We start from the raw sequence: 15,285 nt of genomic DNA, 5'->3' as shown, positions 1-15,285 counted from the left end.
GCGTATGCGAGATTGCTCGACATCAAGATATCTCGTGATCGCGGTCCTCGGTAAAGGGCCCCACGACCTCACCGTCGCGCGGCGCCCCGGCGGCCTCCACGAAGGGGCCGCCGAGCCGGTACGGGGAGGGGGCCCGGTCCATGTCGACACGGCGGAGCAGGGCGAGCAGGAGGAGTCCTGCGGCGGCGGTGACGCCGGCGGCGAGGGCCTGTCCGCAGCGGTGTGCGAGCCGGAGCTCGGCCGGGTCGTAGGGGGCGGCGGCGGGCAGGGAGAGGGTGTCGCCGAGGATCCAGAAGCCGGCGCCGAGCCCCGCGGCCGCGAGGACGGCGAGCGGGACGGCGGTGAGCAGGGCGTGCGGGAGGGGGGCCCTGCGGGCGGGGCGGACCTTGCCCTTGCGGGCGAGGAAGCCGGCGAGTCCGCAGAAGACGGCCAGGACGACGAGGGTCGCGGCGATGAGGTCGCCGGGCCGGTGGTCGCCCGCGGCGACGGTGTAGGCGCCGACGGCTCCGGCCCAGAGGGTGCCGGCGAGGACGGTGGGTCCGCGGAGCCGGTACGGGACGAGGAGGGCGAGGCCGAAGGCGGTGCCGAGGGCGAGGGTGCTCTGGGCGCTGGGGAAGCCGCTCTGGAGGAGCGCCCCTCCGGAGTCGAGCAGCCGGGGGCGGGGGGCGTACCGCTGGAGGAGCCCGGTCAGCGCGAGGGAGGTGACGAGGGCGCCGGCGACGGCTCCGGTGAGCGCGTAGCGCCTGCGCAGGAGGCCGGTGGCGAGGAGCAGGGCGCAGCCGAGGACGAGGGAGAGCGTGGTGAGCCCGGCGAGCGAGGGGTGCTCGCGGAGCAGGGTGGCGGCGGCGGTGTCGGCGCGGCGTCCGGTGAGGGCCGCGTCGCCCCAGCGGCGGCCGGTCGCGGTGAGCACGAGGCCCGCGTAGACGATCGTGAGGAGGAGGACGGCCCCGAGGCAGGCGCGCCGGGTCCGGGTGCGGACCCTGGCGCTGAAGGAGCCGGCGGCTTCGCCGGCCACGGCGGCGTACCACCAGGTGTCACCGGTCTCCAGCGGCCTCGGGGTGCCGCCGGCGCGGAGCCTGTCGTAGGAAGCCATGCCCCGATTCGAACCCACGCGCGGCGGACCCGCCCGCTGGATGCACCCGAACGACACGCCGAAGGCGCGGGCCGGGGCGCCACGGTCAGGCCACGGCGAGGCGGGGGGTGGCCGTGCGGCCGTGGCGGCGCGTGCCGTAGAGCGTGAAGGCCGTGTTCACCAGGGCCACGTGGCTGAGCGCCTGCGGGGTGTTGCCGAGCTGGCGGCCGGCCACCGGGTCCCACTCCTCGGCGAGGAGTCCGACGTCGTTGCGGATCGCGAGGACCCGCTCGAAGACGGCCCGGGCCTCCTCGGCGCGGCCGGTCGCGGCGAGGGCGTCGGCGTACCAGAAGGTGCAGGCGACGAAGGCGCCCTCGGTGCCGCCGAGGTCGTCGAGCTGGTGGGTGCCGCCGTCCCGGACGTCGCCGTACCGGCGGAGGAAGCCCTGCTCGTCGAGGCGTTCCATCGCCTTGACGGTGCCGAGGACGCGGGGGTCGTCGGCGGCCAGGAAGCCGAGCCTGGGGATGAGCAGGGCGGTGGCGTCGACCTCGTGGCCGCCGTAGTACTGCGTGAACGACTGCTGCTCCTCGCTCCAGCCGCGGGCGCAGATCTCGGCGTGGATCTCGTGGCGCAGGGCCTGCCAGCGGCGTACGGAGCCGCGCAGGCCGGCGACGCGGGCGAGGCGGACGGCCCGGTCGGCGGCGACCCAGGCCATGACCTTGGAGTGCACGAAGTGACGGCGTGGGCCGCGGACCTCCCAGATGCCCTCGTCCGGTTCGCGCCAGCGCGTGCCGAGGTACTCCAGGAGCTCGGCCATCAGGGCCCAGGCCGGCGGGTCGAGGGTGACCCCGGCCCGTACCGCCGAGTAGACGGTGTTGAGCACCTCCCCGTAGATGTCGAGCTGGAACTGGTCGACGGCCGCGTTCCCGAATCTGACGGGGCGTGAGTCCTCGTAGCCGGGCAGCCAGTCGGCGTACGTCTCGGGGAGCCGGCGCTGGCCCTCGACGCCGTACAGCGGCTGGAGGTCGGCCGGGTCGCCGGCGACGGCCCGGAGCAGCCAGTCCTTCCAGGCCATGGCCTCCCGGTGGAATCCGCCGCGCAGCAGGCAGGAGAGGGTGAAGGTGGAGTCGCGGAGCCAGCAGAAGCGGTAGTCCCAGTTGCGCTGTTCGCCGATGCTCTCGGGGAGGGAGGCGGTGGCGGCGGCGACGATGCCGCCGGTGGGGGCGTAGGTGAGGGCCTTGAGGGTGAGGAGCGAGCGGAGGACGGCGTCCCTGGCCGGTCCCTCGTAACGGAGCGCGCCCGCCCAGTCGTTCCAGAAGGCGAGGGTGCGCAGGAGGGTGGCGTCGGTCTCGGCGGGCGAGGCGGTGGGGGGCACGGCGAAGTGCGAGGGGCGCCAGCCGAGGACGAAGGCGACGCGGCTCCCGGCGGGGACGGTGAACTCGACGGTCGTCCGGTCGGCGGTGACGACGGGGTCGATGCCGGGGCCGCAGGAGAGGTAGGCGGCGTCGGGTCCCGCGACGGAGGCGACGGTGCGCCCGCCCACCACCCGGGTCCAGGGCACGATGCTGCCGTGGTGGAAACGCAGCCTCAACTCGCCCCGCATGGCGACCCGTCCGGAGATCCCCTCGACGACACGGACGATGCTCGGACCGCCCTCCCGCCCGGAGCCCGGGGAGCCCTGGAAGCGCGGGGGCATGAAGTCCGTGACGCGGACGGTACCGGCGGCGGACTCCCAGACGGTGTCGAGGACGAGGGTGTCGCCCCGGTAACTCCTGCGCGTGCAGCGGGTCCTGCCGGCCGGGGCGAGGAGCCAGCGGCCGTGGGCGGGATCCCCGAGGAGGGCCGCGAGACACGCGGGCGAGTCGAAGCGGGGCGTGCACCACCAGTCGACGGACCCGTCGGTCCCGATGAGCGCGGCCGTCTCCAGGTCCCCGACGAGGGCGTAGTCCTCAATTCGCCCTGCCATGACCGGATTGTATGTCGTTCAGGATTCCGGCGCAGAAACAGGGCCGCCGGGGAAGGGAATTCCGGTCGTTTCCCGGCGGTGTTCCGGCGGTGATCCGGCGGTGATCCGGCGGTGATCCGGCGGTGATCCGGCGGTATTCCTTCAACGCCCGCCGCATATTCTTCCGCATTTCTTGACGCCGTCGCCCTCGGCGCAGGATTCTGAAGTGCGCGGTGTGCGGCGACGCACAGGGTGCGGCAGGGCCGCGGACCGCCGCGCGGAAGGCGTACCCATGAGTAGTGACGCGCATCCGCTCCGCCGGTCCACCGGCCGGGTGCCCGGCTCGGGCAAGGCCACCGTGAGCCTCGTCCTGACGGTCCGCCCCGACGGCCAGGACCCGGGCAAGGGCCTCGACCTGCTGCTCGGCCAGGTCCCGGAGGACGTGCGGGACGTGGTCCTGATCGGCCGGCCGACGAGCACGGGACCCGCGCGGGAGGGGATGACCGTCCGGACGCTCGGGCCCTGGGACTTCACCCGGGGCGACATTCCGCACGCGGGGCTGCGCGCCGCCACCGGCGACCTCATCGTGCTGATGGACGCGGACGGCAGCATGTCGCCGCACGAGATTCCGCACTACCTGCACTATCTGGAAAGCGGATTCGACTTCGTCAAGGGTTCCCGATTCATCGCGGGCGGGGCCGTCGCCGACTATCCGCTCGGACGGCGCCTCGGCCACCGCGCCCTCCTGCGCGTGGCACGCCGGCTGTACGGTCAGCAGCTGACCGATCTCTGGTACGGGTTCTGCGCGTTCCGGCGGGGCTTCGTCGACCTCCTCGACCTGCGCGAGGACGGGGTCGAGCTCGGCGCCGAACTCGTGACGCACGCCCTGCACTACGGGCTGCGCGTCGCCGAGGTGCCCAGTCGCGAACTGCCGCGCCTGCACGGCCCCTCGCACCCGCGCACGGTCCGCGACGGCGCCCGCATCCTCGGCACGCTCCTCGACGAACGGCCCCACAACGCGCTCTCGCGGTTCGCCCACGGCGGCCTCCGGCGCGCCCGCACCGGCCCCCGTCCCGCTCCGGTTGACGAATCGCACCCCGCGGGCTGAGGCTGGAAACAGCATCATCTTCGTCCCGTGCAGACCCTCGGTCGGGTCGGTTGCCGGAAGAGGCTCGTCGTGACCTCACTCCACATCAACCGCGTGCCGGCGGAACCCGCTCCGCATCCCCTGCGGCGGGTGACCGACTGGCCGCTCTCCGAGGCCCGGCGCCGTCGTGTCTGCCGCGCCCCGCACCGTCCGACCGTCCACCCGGCCCGCCGGGACTCCGACCGGATCCGCGCCGCCGCGCCCGCGCCCGCCTGCCGGGCGTGCAGGCCCCGTGGCGCCGCCCGTCGCCGACGCGCCCGTACGGTCAGAACCCACGCACCGCGCCGCGCCGGTTCCGGCGGCCCAACGGGCTCCGGCGGTCCGGCCGGATCCGACGGTCCGACGGCCCCCTCCCCCGGTCCTGCTTCCCCGACCGCTCCGGTCGCCCACGGCGGCCGGCGTCGACGCGGCCGTGCGGCGGCGCTCGTCCCGGTGAGGCGGCGGGTGCCGTGAGGAGCGCACGGAGCGTCGTCCTCGTCGCGGTGTCCGGTCCGGACGGCGCGGGCACGTCCGCGCTGGTCCGCCGGCTCGCGACGCTGCTCCGCGAACGGAGCGTCCCGGTCGTCACCGCGCCGTGCCACGGCTGCTTCCTGTGCCGCAGGTTCCCGGTTCCGCCACGGGTGAGGGATACGGGGGAACCGGGTGAGCGGTGGGCACGACGGGCCTCGGATCCCGAGCGCCGCGGATCCCTGGTCCGCCGTGCCCACGCGTCCCTCGACGCCGCCGAGTCGGCGGTACGGATCACGGCCGCCCTGCTGACGGCGGCCGCGCGGGCGCACGGCCGGCAGGCCGTGGTCCTGACCGACCGGGGGCCCCTCGACGGCCTGGCGACGTTCGACCCGCCCGCCTCCTCGGTGGGCGCGCGGGCCTTCCGCCGGATCGCGGAGCGGTACGGTCTGACGCTGCTCGTCGAGACCGGACCCGAGACGCCGCCCGGACACGGCCGGCGGGAATTCCCGAACCCTCCGGCCGCCCGCTGGTACCGCTACCGGTCCTGGTCCGTACGGCTGCCTCGGGTGGCACGCCTCGACGGCGGCCGGGCCCCGTCGCTCATCGCCGCCACCGCCCTGGAGCAGGTCCTCGACACCGTCCGGGAGCGGGCCGCGAACGGCGGGGAGACCGAGGAGGAGGAGACCGACGGGGGGCCGAGCGGGGGCACGAGGAGCGCCACCGAGCACAGGGGCCCGAGGAGCGCGGGCACCGGGCTCGGGGGCCCCAGGGGGTGTCTTGCCGGTCAGGCCGGACCCGGGAGCGGCGCCGAGGGCCGCGACCCCGGCCCGGTCCGCGAGACACCCCCGAGGAGCGGAGGCACCGAGCGCGGAGGTGAGGTGCCTCCGCACGTCGTCGTGTCCGTCTACGACGACGTCGGAGACCGCGACCGGCCGAGCGACGGGGACTCCCTGGTCGTCGGCAGGGTGGCCCGCAGGCTCGCGGAGGACTTCCGGGTGACGGTCGTGACAGCAGGCCGCCGCGCGGGGACCGAGTACCGGGACGGCGTCCGGTACGTACGGCTGCCGGTGCGCCGGGCGGGGCCGCGGGCCGGGCGTCTGGCGTTCCTGGCGCTGCTGCCGTTCGTGGCGCGCCGGATCCGGCACGACCTGTGGCTGGAGAGCTTCACTCCCCCGTTCTCGACCGGACTGCTGCCGCTGGCGACGCGCGCGCCCGTCGTCGGCATCGACCGGGGCCGCGGCGCCGATGTGCCACGGCGCCGCGCCCCGGTCCCGTTCCTCCTGTTCGAGCGGCTCGGGCTGCGCCGCTACCGGCACATCGTGGCGACGAGCGCTGCGGACGGCTCGGCGATCCGGCGGCTCAGCCCGCGGGCCGACGTCCAGGTCTTCGCCGAGGGAACGGAGCCCGGGCTGCTCGACGAGTCCCGGCTCGGCAGCGGGCAGTTCATCCTCTGCCTGGGGCGGATCGACACCTGGGCCAAGGGCCTGGACCTGCTCCTCGACGCCTACGACCGGGCCCGCCCGCCGCTGGATCTGCTGCTCGCGGGCAGCGGCACGCCCGCCGAGGAGCGCCGGCTCGCGGTGCTCGTCGCCGCCTACGGCCAAGGACCGGATCCCCGGATCCACTGGGTGGGGTACGCCGACGAGGAACGCAAGCGGCAGCTCCTGCGGGACAGCGCCTTCCTGGTGCTGCCCTCCCGCCACGAGACGTTCGGTCGCGTGGCCCTCGAAGGCATGGCGTACGGCAAGCCCGTCCTCCACTTCGACGTGCCCGCGCTGCGCTGGCTGCGCGACGGCGGCGGCGTGGCCGTCCCGCCCTTCGACGTGGTGGCCTTCGGCGAGCGGATGGGCGAGCTCGCCCGCGACCCGGCGCTCCGCCGCGGCCTGGGGCGGCGCTCCGTGCTCGCCTCCCAGCACTACACGTGGGACGAGACCACGGGCCGCTATCTGGCCCTGGCCCACCGGCTCCTCGACACACCCGCGGCCGCACGGCGGCAGAGGAGGGGGACGTCATGCCGATCGACCCGCTGACCGGTTTCGTCCGGACCGTCGTCGGATCGGGCACCCCGATCCTCGTGCTCTCGCCGCACCTGGACGACGCCGTGCTCTCCTGCGGCGGGCTGCTCGGCTGGGCGGGGCGGCGGGCGCCGGTGACGGTCGCGACGCTGTTCACGGAGGCCGGGCCACCGCCGTACACCCTCGCGGCCCGGCAGTACCTGCGGCGGACGGGGACCGAGGACGCGCAGGAGCTGTACGCCGCCCGGCGGGCCGAGGACCGGCACGTCCTGGCCCTGCTCGACGCCGGTGCGCGCCACGTCGGGCTCGTCGACGGGCTGTTCCGCCGCCTGCCGCGCCCGCGGGCCGGTACGGAGCGGCTCGCCCGGCTGCTGCCCGAACTGGCCCATGTCTACCCGACGTACCGGCTCCACCTGGCCCGGGGCCGGGTCTCCGAGCGGGATGCCGACGTCCTGCGGGCGGTCGGCGAGACCGTCGAGGCGCTGCTGCCCGCGCGCTCCGGCGGCGTCCTCCTGGCCCCGCTGGGCGTCGGCGGGCACGCCGACCACGTCCTCGTGCGCACCGCCGCCGAGCTCAGCGGCCGCCGGGTCGTCTACTACAGCGACTTCCCGTACAACCAGCGCGCCGTCGCCGACGCCGGGTTCACCGCGCTGCACCGGCTCGTGGCCCACGACTGGGAGCGGGGTCTCGACCGGAAGGCCGAACTGGTCCGGGGCTACCGGACGCAGGCCGACGCCCTGTTCCCCGAGGGGCGGATCCCGTGCGTCCCCGAGGTGTACCTGCTGCCCGCGGCCGAGGCCGCGCCCGCCGATCCGGCGGTGACCGCGCCCGGCCGTGCCCGGCCGGCCGCCGTGAGGGCCCGGCGCCGGGCCCGTACCGCCGGAGGCGTGTCGTGACGGTCCACCGGGTCCCGACGGGGGCGGAGGTGCGTGATGGTCCTCCGTGAGCGGCCCCGCGTCCTGCTCCTGACGAGTCGCCCGCTGGACGGTGTGGAGGGTTCGGACGTCCGGCTCGCCTCCGACGTCCTCGACGCGCTGCCCGACGTCGACTTCCGCCGGCTCGCCCAGTGGCCGGACCACGACCAGGACCCGCCGCGCCGCGGGCGCCCCGTCCGCATCCTCGTCCGGCGCGGCGCCTCGGACGTCCCGCACCGGGTGCAGGCCGCGCTCGCCGGGGTCGTGTTCGCGCGCCGGGTCGACCTGGTCCACGTCTTCCTCACCATCGGCCGTGCCTTCCCCGCCTACTCCCGGCTCCGCCCGCTGTTCCTCGGAGGGCGGCCGGTCGTCCACACCGTGACGGGGATCATGGACCCCCGCCATCTGGACCGCTCCCGGCCCCTGGGGACGACGGTCGCCCTGTCGGAGTCGATGGCGCGGCGGCTGCGGGCCGCGGACTTCGGGGACGTTCGGGTCGTCCCGCCCATGATCGACCTGGACGCCTGGCCCTACCTGCCGCGCCCGAAGGGCTATCCGGTGGTCCTCTTCGCCGGGCACCACGGGCCGCACGGGGGTGCGGAGACGGTGATCGACGCGGCGGCCGAGGCCTGGCGGGAGGGGGCGCGGTTCCGGCTCGTGCTCGCGGTGCGCGGGCGGCCGGGGCAGCGCGCCGGGCTCCTCGACGAGGCGCTGCGGGAGCGGGCCGGTGCGGCGGGGCTGCCCGACGTCGAGGTCCTGGGCCATGTCGAGGACATGCGGAGCCTGATCACCTCGGTGCACGTGCTGCTCCATCCGCCGGACTCGCTCGGCGGGAAGGCGGACATCCCCCTGACCGTGCTCCAGTCGCTGGCCTCCGGGCGGCCGGCGATCCTCAGCGACCTGCCGCAGTTCGCGGACTTCGGCCACGCGGTGCTGCGGGCGCCCGCGGGCGACGCGCGCCGCACCGGGCAGCAGCTGGCGTGGCTGCTCGACCAGCCGCGCTCCTGGGACGTGCTCGCGGAACGGGGCCGGTCGCTGGCCGAGGACCACTTCGGTCCCGAGCGGTTCGCCGCCCGGTACGCGGCGCTCTACCGGGAGCTGCTGGGCTGACCGGACGGAACTCCGGCCCACCGGACGGAACTACCGCGTGGCGGGGTCGCGCCGCAGCGCGGTGAGCAGCAGCACGCCGGTGTCGCCGTACTCGGGCAGGGTGCGGTCCTTCGCGAGCCGCTCGATCCGCAGGCCGGTGGTGCGCGGGGCGAAGACGGTCCGCAGCGCGTCCCCGTCGACGGGGCAGGCCGGCCAGACCGGTCCGGTGCCGATGCGGTAGCTCGGCATGCGCTCCATGAAGGAGGCGACGAGCCGGCCACCGGGGCGGACCGCCCGGACGAAGGCGTCGCAGAGGGCGGTGAACTCGGCGAAGTCCTCGGTGACGCTCTCGGCGACGAAGTTCATCGACGCGAGGGCGTACGTGCCGTCCGTCAGGTCCTCCGCGACGCCGGGCACGACCCGTACCCCGCGGAGCGCCTCCGTGGAGCTCTCCGGGAGTGCGGGATCGAGACTGCGGCACAGGGTGTAGAAGGGCCGCCAGCTGTCGTCGGGGCCGTTGTCGAGCTGCTGTCGCAGATAGCGGACGTTGGCGGCGCTCGGCTCCAGGGCGTCGACTTGGAGGCTGGCGGCGCCGGCCTGCATGAGGGGGTAGAGGTTGGGCCCCGCGCCCAGTTCGAGGGTGCGGCACAGGGCGCCGGGGGCGATGGTCCGGTAGACGGCGGCGTGGTGGCGGATGACGCCGACGTCGCAGGGGTGGAGCCTGCGGTAGTTCTCGGCGAGGTAGTCGGCGACGGGCCAGGCGTTCCAGTCGGCGTCCCGGTTGCGGCGCGGTCCCAGCACCCGGTCCTGCGGACGCGCCGACGGGCCGGGCGAGCCGGCCCTGTCCATCACCGCTCCGGCGGCCGGCGGCCGGCCGCGACGGGACCGGGGCCGGGGGCCCCGGTGTGCTGGAGGGTGAACCGCTCGGCGAGCGCCGTGAGGGCCGCGCACAGCTGGTCGATCTCCTCGTCGGTGTTGGCGGCGGTGATCTGGATGCGGAAGCCGACCCGGTCGCGCGGGACGAGCGGGTAGGAGGCGAGGGTCACGTAGATCCCGTGCTCCCAGAGGAACGCGGCGACGGCGTCGAGGTCCTCGGCGTCGGCGAGCGGGATCTCGACGATCGGCAGCCCGTCGGTGTTCGGCGTGGCGAGGCCGAGGCTCCGGACGTGGGCGAGGACCCGGGCCGTCATGCGGTAGAGGTCGGCCCTGATCTCCTCGCCGCGCTCCTCGTTGACGTCGAGCCCGGCGAGCGCGGTGGCCAGCGAGGCCGTCGGCGAGGGCCCGGAGTAGAGGTACGGGGCCGCCGCCACCTTCAGGTGGTCCTTGAGCCACTTCGGGACGGCGAGGAAGGCGAGCAGCGAGGAGAACGCCTTGGAGAAGCCGCCCACCAGCACCAGGTCGTCGTAGGTCTCGCCGAGGTGGCGGACGATGCTGTTGCCGCGCGAGCCGTACGGGCTGCTCTCGTCGGCGGAGCGCTCGCCGATGACGCCGAAGCCGTGGGCGTCGTCGACGTACAGCAGGGCGCCGTTCTCCCGGCAGACCCTGGCCAGGGCCGGCAGGTCCGGGAAGTTGCCGGTCATGCTGTTGACCCCGTCCATGCAGACGAGCCGGCCGGCGTCGCCGGGTGCGCCGCGGAGCAGCGTCGCCAGCTCGTCGGGGCGGTCGGCGCGGAAGCGGTGGATCTCGGCGCCCTGGCCGCGGGCGACGACGCAGCCGTCGTACACGGTGCGGTGGGCCTGTGCCTCGACGAAGATCTGGCCCGTGCCGGCGAGGAGCGGGATGACGGACTGGTGGATGAGGGTGATCGTGGGCAGCAGGAGGGTGTCGGGGGCGCCGAGCAGTTCGGTGAGCCGCTCCTCGATGCGCGGGTAGAGCCGCGGGCTGCCGATGAGCCGGGACCAGCTGGGGTGGGTGCCCCAGCGTCTGACCTCCGGCTCGATCGCGGCCATGATCTCGGGGTCGAGGTCGAAGCCGAGGTAGTTGCAGGAGGCGAAGTCGACGAGCCAGTCCTCGCCGACGCGGATGCGGCGGCCGTCGACCTGGTCGATGACGGCGTCGCACATGAGACTGGTCCGCTGGAGGTGCTCCAGGTCGCGCCAGCGGGACGGGCGCGGCGGCCGGGCGGTCCGGGCGGGGGCGGTCCCGGCGACGGCGGGCGCGGCGCCGACGGCGGCAGCGGGCCCGAGGGCGGCTGAGGGACCCCGGCCGGCCGGGGAGCCTCGGGCGGCCGAGGAGGTCACGGAGACCGCGACGGCGGGCCCGGCCGGGCGAACGCCGGGGGCCGGCGCGCGGTGCAGGTACGACTCGGCCTGGTGGGCGGTCATCGGCCGGGCGAAGAGGTAGCCCTGCCCGTACCGGCAGCCCATCTCGGCGAGGAGCTGCCGCTGCTCCTCGCGCTCGATGCCCTCGGCGACGACCAGCAGGCCGAGGACGTCGGCGATGCGCACGATGCCCTCCACCAGGGCGACCTGCTGGGGGTCGGTCGTGATGTCGTCGATGAACGACTTGTCGACCTTGAGGATGTCGATGGGGAACTCGCGGAGATAGCTGAGCGAGGAGAACCCGGTGCCGAAGTCGTCGATGGCGATGGAGACCCCGAGGTCCTTCAGCGCGGCCATGGTCGTCCGGATCTGGGCGTCCTGGCGCATGAGGACGGTCTCGGTGAGTTCCAGGACGAGCGAGCCCGGCTCCAGCCCGGAGGAGCGCAGGGTGCGCCGTACCTCTTCGAGGAAGCCCGGGTCGCGGAACTGGCGGGCCGAGACGTTGACGTTCGCGTACAGCGGCGGCTGCTGCGGATGGGAGCGCTGCCAGCGGGCGATGTCGAGCGCGGCGTGTTCGAGGACCCAGGCGCCGAGCGGCATGATGTGCCCGCTCTCCTCGGCCAGGGTGATGAACTGGTCGGGCGGCACCATCCCGCGCCGGGCGTGCGGCCAGCGGATGAGGGCCTCCAGGCCGGCGGGCGCCCCGCCGTCGACCTCCACGATGGGCTGGTAGCGCAGGGCGAAGGCGTGGTCGGCGATGGCCGTGTCCATGCCCGCCTGGAGCTCGTGCCGGGCGACGAGCCGGGAGTGGAGCTCGGGGTGGAAGAGCCGCCAGCGCTTCTTGCCGGCCGCCTTCGCCGCGTACAGGGCGAGGTCGGCGTGGCCGAGGAGCTCCTCGGCGTGCGCGCTGTCGAGGACGGTCGCGATGCCGACGCTCGTGGAGACGGAGACGGCTCCGTCGGTGAGGTGGAAGGGCTGGCTGAGGGTGTGCACGATCTCGGCGGCGAGGGTCTCGGCGTCGCTGGGTTCCCTGGCCCCTTCGATGAGGACGGCGAACTCGTCGCCGCCGAGCCGGGCGGCCGTGTCGGTGAGGCGCAGGACGGAGGTGAGGCGGCGGGCGACGGCGACGAGGAGTTCGTCGCCGACGGAGTGCCCCATGGTGTCGTTGACGACCTTGAAGTCGTCGAGGTCGACGAAGAGCATGCAGGTCAGGGTGGATTCGCGACGGCCGCGGAGCAGGGCGCGCTCGATCCGTTCGAGCAGCAGGACGCGGTTGGGGAGGCCGGTGAGGGAGTCGTGGAAGGCCCGGTGGGTGAGCTCGCGTTCCAGTTTCCGCTGCTCGGTGACGTCCCGGAGGGTGAGGACGAGGCCGTGCACGGTGCGTTCGTTGCGGAGGTTGCTGCACCGGACCTCGACCTGGAGGTCGGCGGAGCTGCCGGGGCCTCCGGGGCCGCCGTGGAGGAGCTTCCAGTCGGCCCGGGCGTCGACCTCCTCGCGCGTGCGGGCGTCGGCGAGGACGCGCAGGGCGCCGGCCTTGTCGGTGGGCGCGAGCAGCTCGGTGAGCGGGGTGCCGGGGAGCAGGGAGTGGCCGAACATGGACTCGGCGGACGGGCTGGCGTACCGGACGGTGTCGTCGTCGTCGACGATGAGGATGACGTCCGAGGTGTTGTGCACGAGCGTCCGGAAGTAGGCCTCGCTCGTGCGGCGGTTGACCTCCTCGCTGAGTCCGAAGCGTTCCAGGGCGAGGGCGGCCTGGGAGGCGAGGGACTGGGCAGGTCCGCCGATCTCGGAGAGCTTCTTCTCGGGTCCGGCGAAGAGCAGCACGCCGAGCAGCGGTTCGCGTCCGGCGGGCGTCTGGAGCTCCAGCGGGCAGAGGAGTACGTGGGACTCGGGGGCCGCCTCGGCGGCGACGGCGGGGTCGAGGCGGTGCACGGGGACGAGCCGGGCGCCGTGGGCGATGAGCTCGGGCCACGACGTGGCGGGCGGCCGGGTCAGCGTGTCGGTGTGGCAGCTCCACGGGTGGGCCTCGGTGGCCACGGCGGTGAGGCCGCTCCGGCGGTCCCGGGTGAAGAGGAGGACCCGGTGGTCGGTGCCGGGGCCGAAGAGCGTGGCGGAGGCCGTCTCGACCGCTCCGGCGACCTCGCGCGGACTGAGCGCGGCGACGAGGGAGGCGGCGGCGACCCGGAGGCTGCGTTCGCGGGCCTCGGCCTTGCCGTGGGCGCTCATCATGCTCCACAGCCGGGCCAGGACCAGCAGGAACATCAGCGCCGAGAAGATCGCGATGACGGCGATGTCCTGGTCCCTGTCGTGGCGGAGCGACTGGAAGAGGAGCAGGGCGGGCGCGACGAGGGAGGCGCCGGCGAGGAGGGCGAGGCGGCGTTCCGCGACGCGCGGTGCCGGTTCGGGGGCGCGCTCGGTCAGTCCGGTCATCGAGGGGTGGAGGGCGGCGAGGCCCCAGGCGGTGAAGAACACGACCCAGCCGAGGTCGAGGGGGGTGCCGACCTGCCAGGTTCCCTTGAGCTGGAGGGTGCCGTAGATGACGTCGGAGGCGAGGATGCCGCAGGTGCCGAGGGTGAGGAGCTGGACCGACCGGGAGCGCAGGCCGCCGGGGAACAGCAGCCGGGCGAGCATCGCGAGCATCAGGACGTCGCCGAGGGGATAGGCGATGGAGATGGCCTTCTCGGTCCAGGTCATGTCCTCGCTCCGGGCGAGCGGGGTGATGAGGTTGACCCAGGAGAGCAGCGCGAGTCCCGAGGTGAGGATCAGCGCGTCGAGGACGACCGCGAGGTCGCGGCCGGCGGCCCGGTAGCGGATGAAGCCGAAGAGGCCGATGGCGAACAGCGGGTAGGTGGCCAGGTACAGGGCGTCGGCGACGGAGGGGAAGGGATTGGTCTGCCCGAAGAAGGACTCCAGGGCGTTGTAGGCGGTGTCGCCGGCGACGAAGGCGAAGTTGGCGGCGGCGAGGACGAGCCACGGCCAGCGGCGGGCGGGCCGGTGCAGATGGACGCCGACGAGGATGGCGGCGACGCCGCCGAGTCCGATGAGTGCCCAGAGGACGGTGTGACGGGCGGGGAACTGCAGGTACGCGAGGGTCAGCAGCGTCACGACCAGGAGATAGACCAGCGTCCACGTGCGGAGTGACCCGGACGTCCTGCGTGACCGGATCGGCTGACGCAACGCCATCGTCGACCGCCCCCTAGCGGGTCGGACGCCGTGGAGCGCCCTGGTCGCGGATTCGGACCGCCGTACGGTGTCCATTCTCCGGGGGGCCGGAGCGGGCTGCACCTCGGAGCCCGGGAGGACCGGGGGCGGGTGCGGTCAGGAGGAGGCGCGGACCACCAGCTCGGTGGGGAGCATCCGGCGGGGCTGTTCGTCCGGTTCGCCGGGCGCGGCGATCTCCTGGAGGAGGAGGCGTGCCATCGTGCGGCCCATCTCCTCGATGGGCTGGCGGACGCTGGTGAGCGGCGGGTCCATGTGCCGGGCGACGGCCGAGTCGTCGACGCCGACGAGCGCGACGTCCTCGGGGACGCGGCGGCCCGCCTCGCGCAGTACGGTGCGCGCCCCGGCGGCCATCACGTCGGAGGCGGCGAAGACGGCGTCGAGGTCGGGACGGCGGTCGAGGAGTTCGCGCATGGCGGCGCGGCCGCCCTCCTCGGTGAAGTCGCCGCCGGCGACGAGGGCCTCGTCGGGAGCGAGTCCGGCCTCCGCCAGGCCCTCGCGGTAGCCGTCGAGGCGGCAGCGGGCCACGTACATGTCGAGGGGGCCCGTGATGGTGGCGATCGAACGCCGGCCGCGGGCGGCGAGATGGGCGACGGCGGTACGGCCGGCGCCGGTGTTGTCGGAGTCGACGAAGGAGACCTGCTCGTCCTCGCGGCGGCGGCCGTTGAGGACGGCGGGCAGGCCGAGGGCGCGGACCTGGTCCGGGAGCGGGTCGTCGCCGTGCACGGAGACGAGGAGGACGCCGTCGACGCGCTGGGCTGCGAGGTACTGCTCGAAGCGCTGGCGCTCCTGGTCGCTGCGGATCAGGGTGAGCAGCAACTGCTTGTCGGCCTCGGCGAGTTCGGCGCTGACGCCGCGGATGATGTCGAGGAAGTACGGTTCGGCGAAGAGCCGTGCCTCGGTCTCGGGGATGACGAGGGCGACGGCGTCGGTGCGGCTGCCGGCGAGGGCGCGGGCGGCGCGGTTGGGGACGTAGCCGAGTTCGGCGACGGCCCGCTCGACGGCGGCCTTGGCCTGCTCGCTCACCTTCGGGGATCCGTTGATGACGCGGGAGACCGTGCCGCGGCCGACTCCGGCCCGGGCCGCGACCTCTTCCAGGGTGGGCCTGCCGGTCTGCCGTCCGCTCCCCGCCATGTGCCGGTTCTCCCCTCGGGCCGCCGCCCCGCCTGCGTC

9 protein-coding genes are annotated in these 15,285 nt (G+C 74.7%); 4 read left to right on the top strand and 5 right to left on the bottom strand.

Annotated elements, in window-relative coordinates:
- Positions 1-22: 22 nt before the first annotated feature.
- Together ACF08F_RS28745 and ACF08F_RS28740 are read right to left on the bottom strand one after the other, a co-directional pair.
- Positions 23-1,093 (bottom strand): phosphatase PAP2 family protein, encoded by a 1,071-nt coding sequence (locus ACF08F_RS28745; protein ID WP_392301434.1) that lies wholly within the window; start codon positions 1,091-1,093, stop codon positions 23-25.
- An 85-nt stretch (positions 1,094-1,178) separates the two neighbouring features.
- Entirely contained in the window at positions 1,179-3,038 is a 1,860-nt protein-coding gene (locus ACF08F_RS28740) for a glycoside hydrolase family 15 protein (protein WP_392301433.1), read from the bottom strand.
- A gap of 271 nt (positions 3,039-3,309) precedes the next feature.
- On the opposite strand from ACF08F_RS28740, the gene ACF08F_RS28735 reads away from it, so the two are divergent.
- From ACF08F_RS28735 to ACF08F_RS28720, 4 genes are all read left to right on the top strand, one after another.
- On the top strand, positions 3,310-4,125 hold the full coding sequence (locus tag ACF08F_RS28735) for a glycosyltransferase family 2 protein (protein WP_392301432.1): 816 nt from the start codon (positions 3,310-3,312) through the stop codon (positions 4,123-4,125).
- 488 nt (positions 4,126-4,613) lie between these two features.
- The gene (locus ACF08F_RS28730; protein WP_392301431.1) at positions 4,614-6,644 is read left to right on the top strand and encodes a glycosyltransferase; all 2,031 of its coding nucleotides are present in this window, start codon (positions 4,614-4,616) and stop codon (positions 6,642-6,644) included.
- Positions 6,626-7,525, top strand: a complete 900-nt coding sequence (locus tag ACF08F_RS28725) for a PIG-L deacetylase family protein (protein ID WP_392301430.1) — start codon at positions 6,626-6,628, stop codon at positions 7,523-7,525. Before ACF08F_RS28730 ends, ACF08F_RS28725 begins: the two co-directional genes overlap by 19 nt.
- Positions 7,526-7,561: 36 nt before the next feature.
- Positions 7,562-8,653: a glycosyltransferase family 4 protein gene (locus ACF08F_RS28720; protein ID WP_392301429.1), complete on the top strand. Its 1,092-nt coding sequence runs from the start codon at positions 7,562-7,564 to the stop codon at positions 8,651-8,653.
- A gap of 30 nt (positions 8,654-8,683) precedes the next feature.
- On the opposite strand, the gene ACF08F_RS28715 is transcribed toward ACF08F_RS28720, so the two are convergent.
- The 3 genes from ACF08F_RS28715 to ACF08F_RS28705 form a co-directional block, all read right to left on the bottom strand.
- Positions 8,684-9,481 carry a class I SAM-dependent methyltransferase gene (locus tag ACF08F_RS28715; RefSeq protein ID WP_392301428.1) on the bottom strand — a complete coding sequence of 266 codons (798 nt, stop codon included), beginning with the start codon at positions 9,479-9,481 and terminating at the stop codon, positions 8,684-8,686.
- Entirely contained in the window at positions 9,481-13,998 is a 4,518-nt protein-coding gene (locus ACF08F_RS28710) for an aminotransferase class I/II-fold pyridoxal phosphate-dependent enzyme (RefSeq protein ID WP_392301427.1), read from the bottom strand. Before ACF08F_RS28710 ends, ACF08F_RS28715 begins: the two co-directional genes overlap by 1 nt.
- Positions 13,999-14,211: 213 nt before the next feature.
- Positions 14,212-15,246: a LacI family DNA-binding transcriptional regulator gene (locus ACF08F_RS28705; protein WP_392301426.1), complete on the bottom strand. Its 1,035-nt coding sequence runs from the start codon at positions 15,244-15,246 to the stop codon at positions 14,212-14,214.
- Positions 15,247-15,285: the final 39 nt, after the last annotated feature.

This window comes from Streptomyces sp. NPDC015130 (assembly GCF_043080005.1).
Taxonomy (GTDB): Bacteria; Actinomycetota; Actinomycetes; order Streptomycetales; family Streptomycetaceae; genus Streptomyces.
Note: the sequence above shows the minus strand (reverse complement) of the source record. Positions and strands in the feature narration are given on the sequence as shown.

Excerpts from the sequence above, each read along its gene's own strand:
- ACF08F_RS28720 (WP_392301429.1), top strand. The coding sequence starts at position 7,562 with ATGGTCCTCCGTGAGCGGCCCCGCGTCCTGCTCCTGACGAGTCGCCCG.
- ACF08F_RS28725 (WP_392301430.1), top strand. The coding sequence starts at position 6,626 with ATGCCGATCGACCCGCTGACCGGTTTCGTCCGGACCGTCGTCGGATCG.
- ACF08F_RS28705 (WP_392301426.1), bottom strand. The coding sequence starts at position 15,246 with ATGGCGGGGAGCGGACGGCAGACCGGCAGGCCCACCCTGGAAGAGGTC.
- ACF08F_RS28745 (WP_392301434.1), bottom strand. The coding sequence starts at position 1,093 with ATGGCTTCCTACGACAGGCTCCGCGCCGGCGGCACCCCGAGGCCGCTG.
- ACF08F_RS28715 (WP_392301428.1), bottom strand. The coding sequence starts at position 9,481 with ATGGACAGGGCCGGCTCGCCCGGCCCGTCGGCGCGTCCGCAGGACCGG.
- ACF08F_RS28735 (WP_392301432.1), top strand. The coding sequence starts at position 3,310 with ATGAGTAGTGACGCGCATCCGCTCCGCCGGTCCACCGGCCGGGTGCCC.
- ACF08F_RS28740 (WP_392301433.1), bottom strand. The coding sequence starts at position 3,038 with ATGGCAGGGCGAATTGAGGACTACGCCCTCGTCGGGGACCTGGAGACG.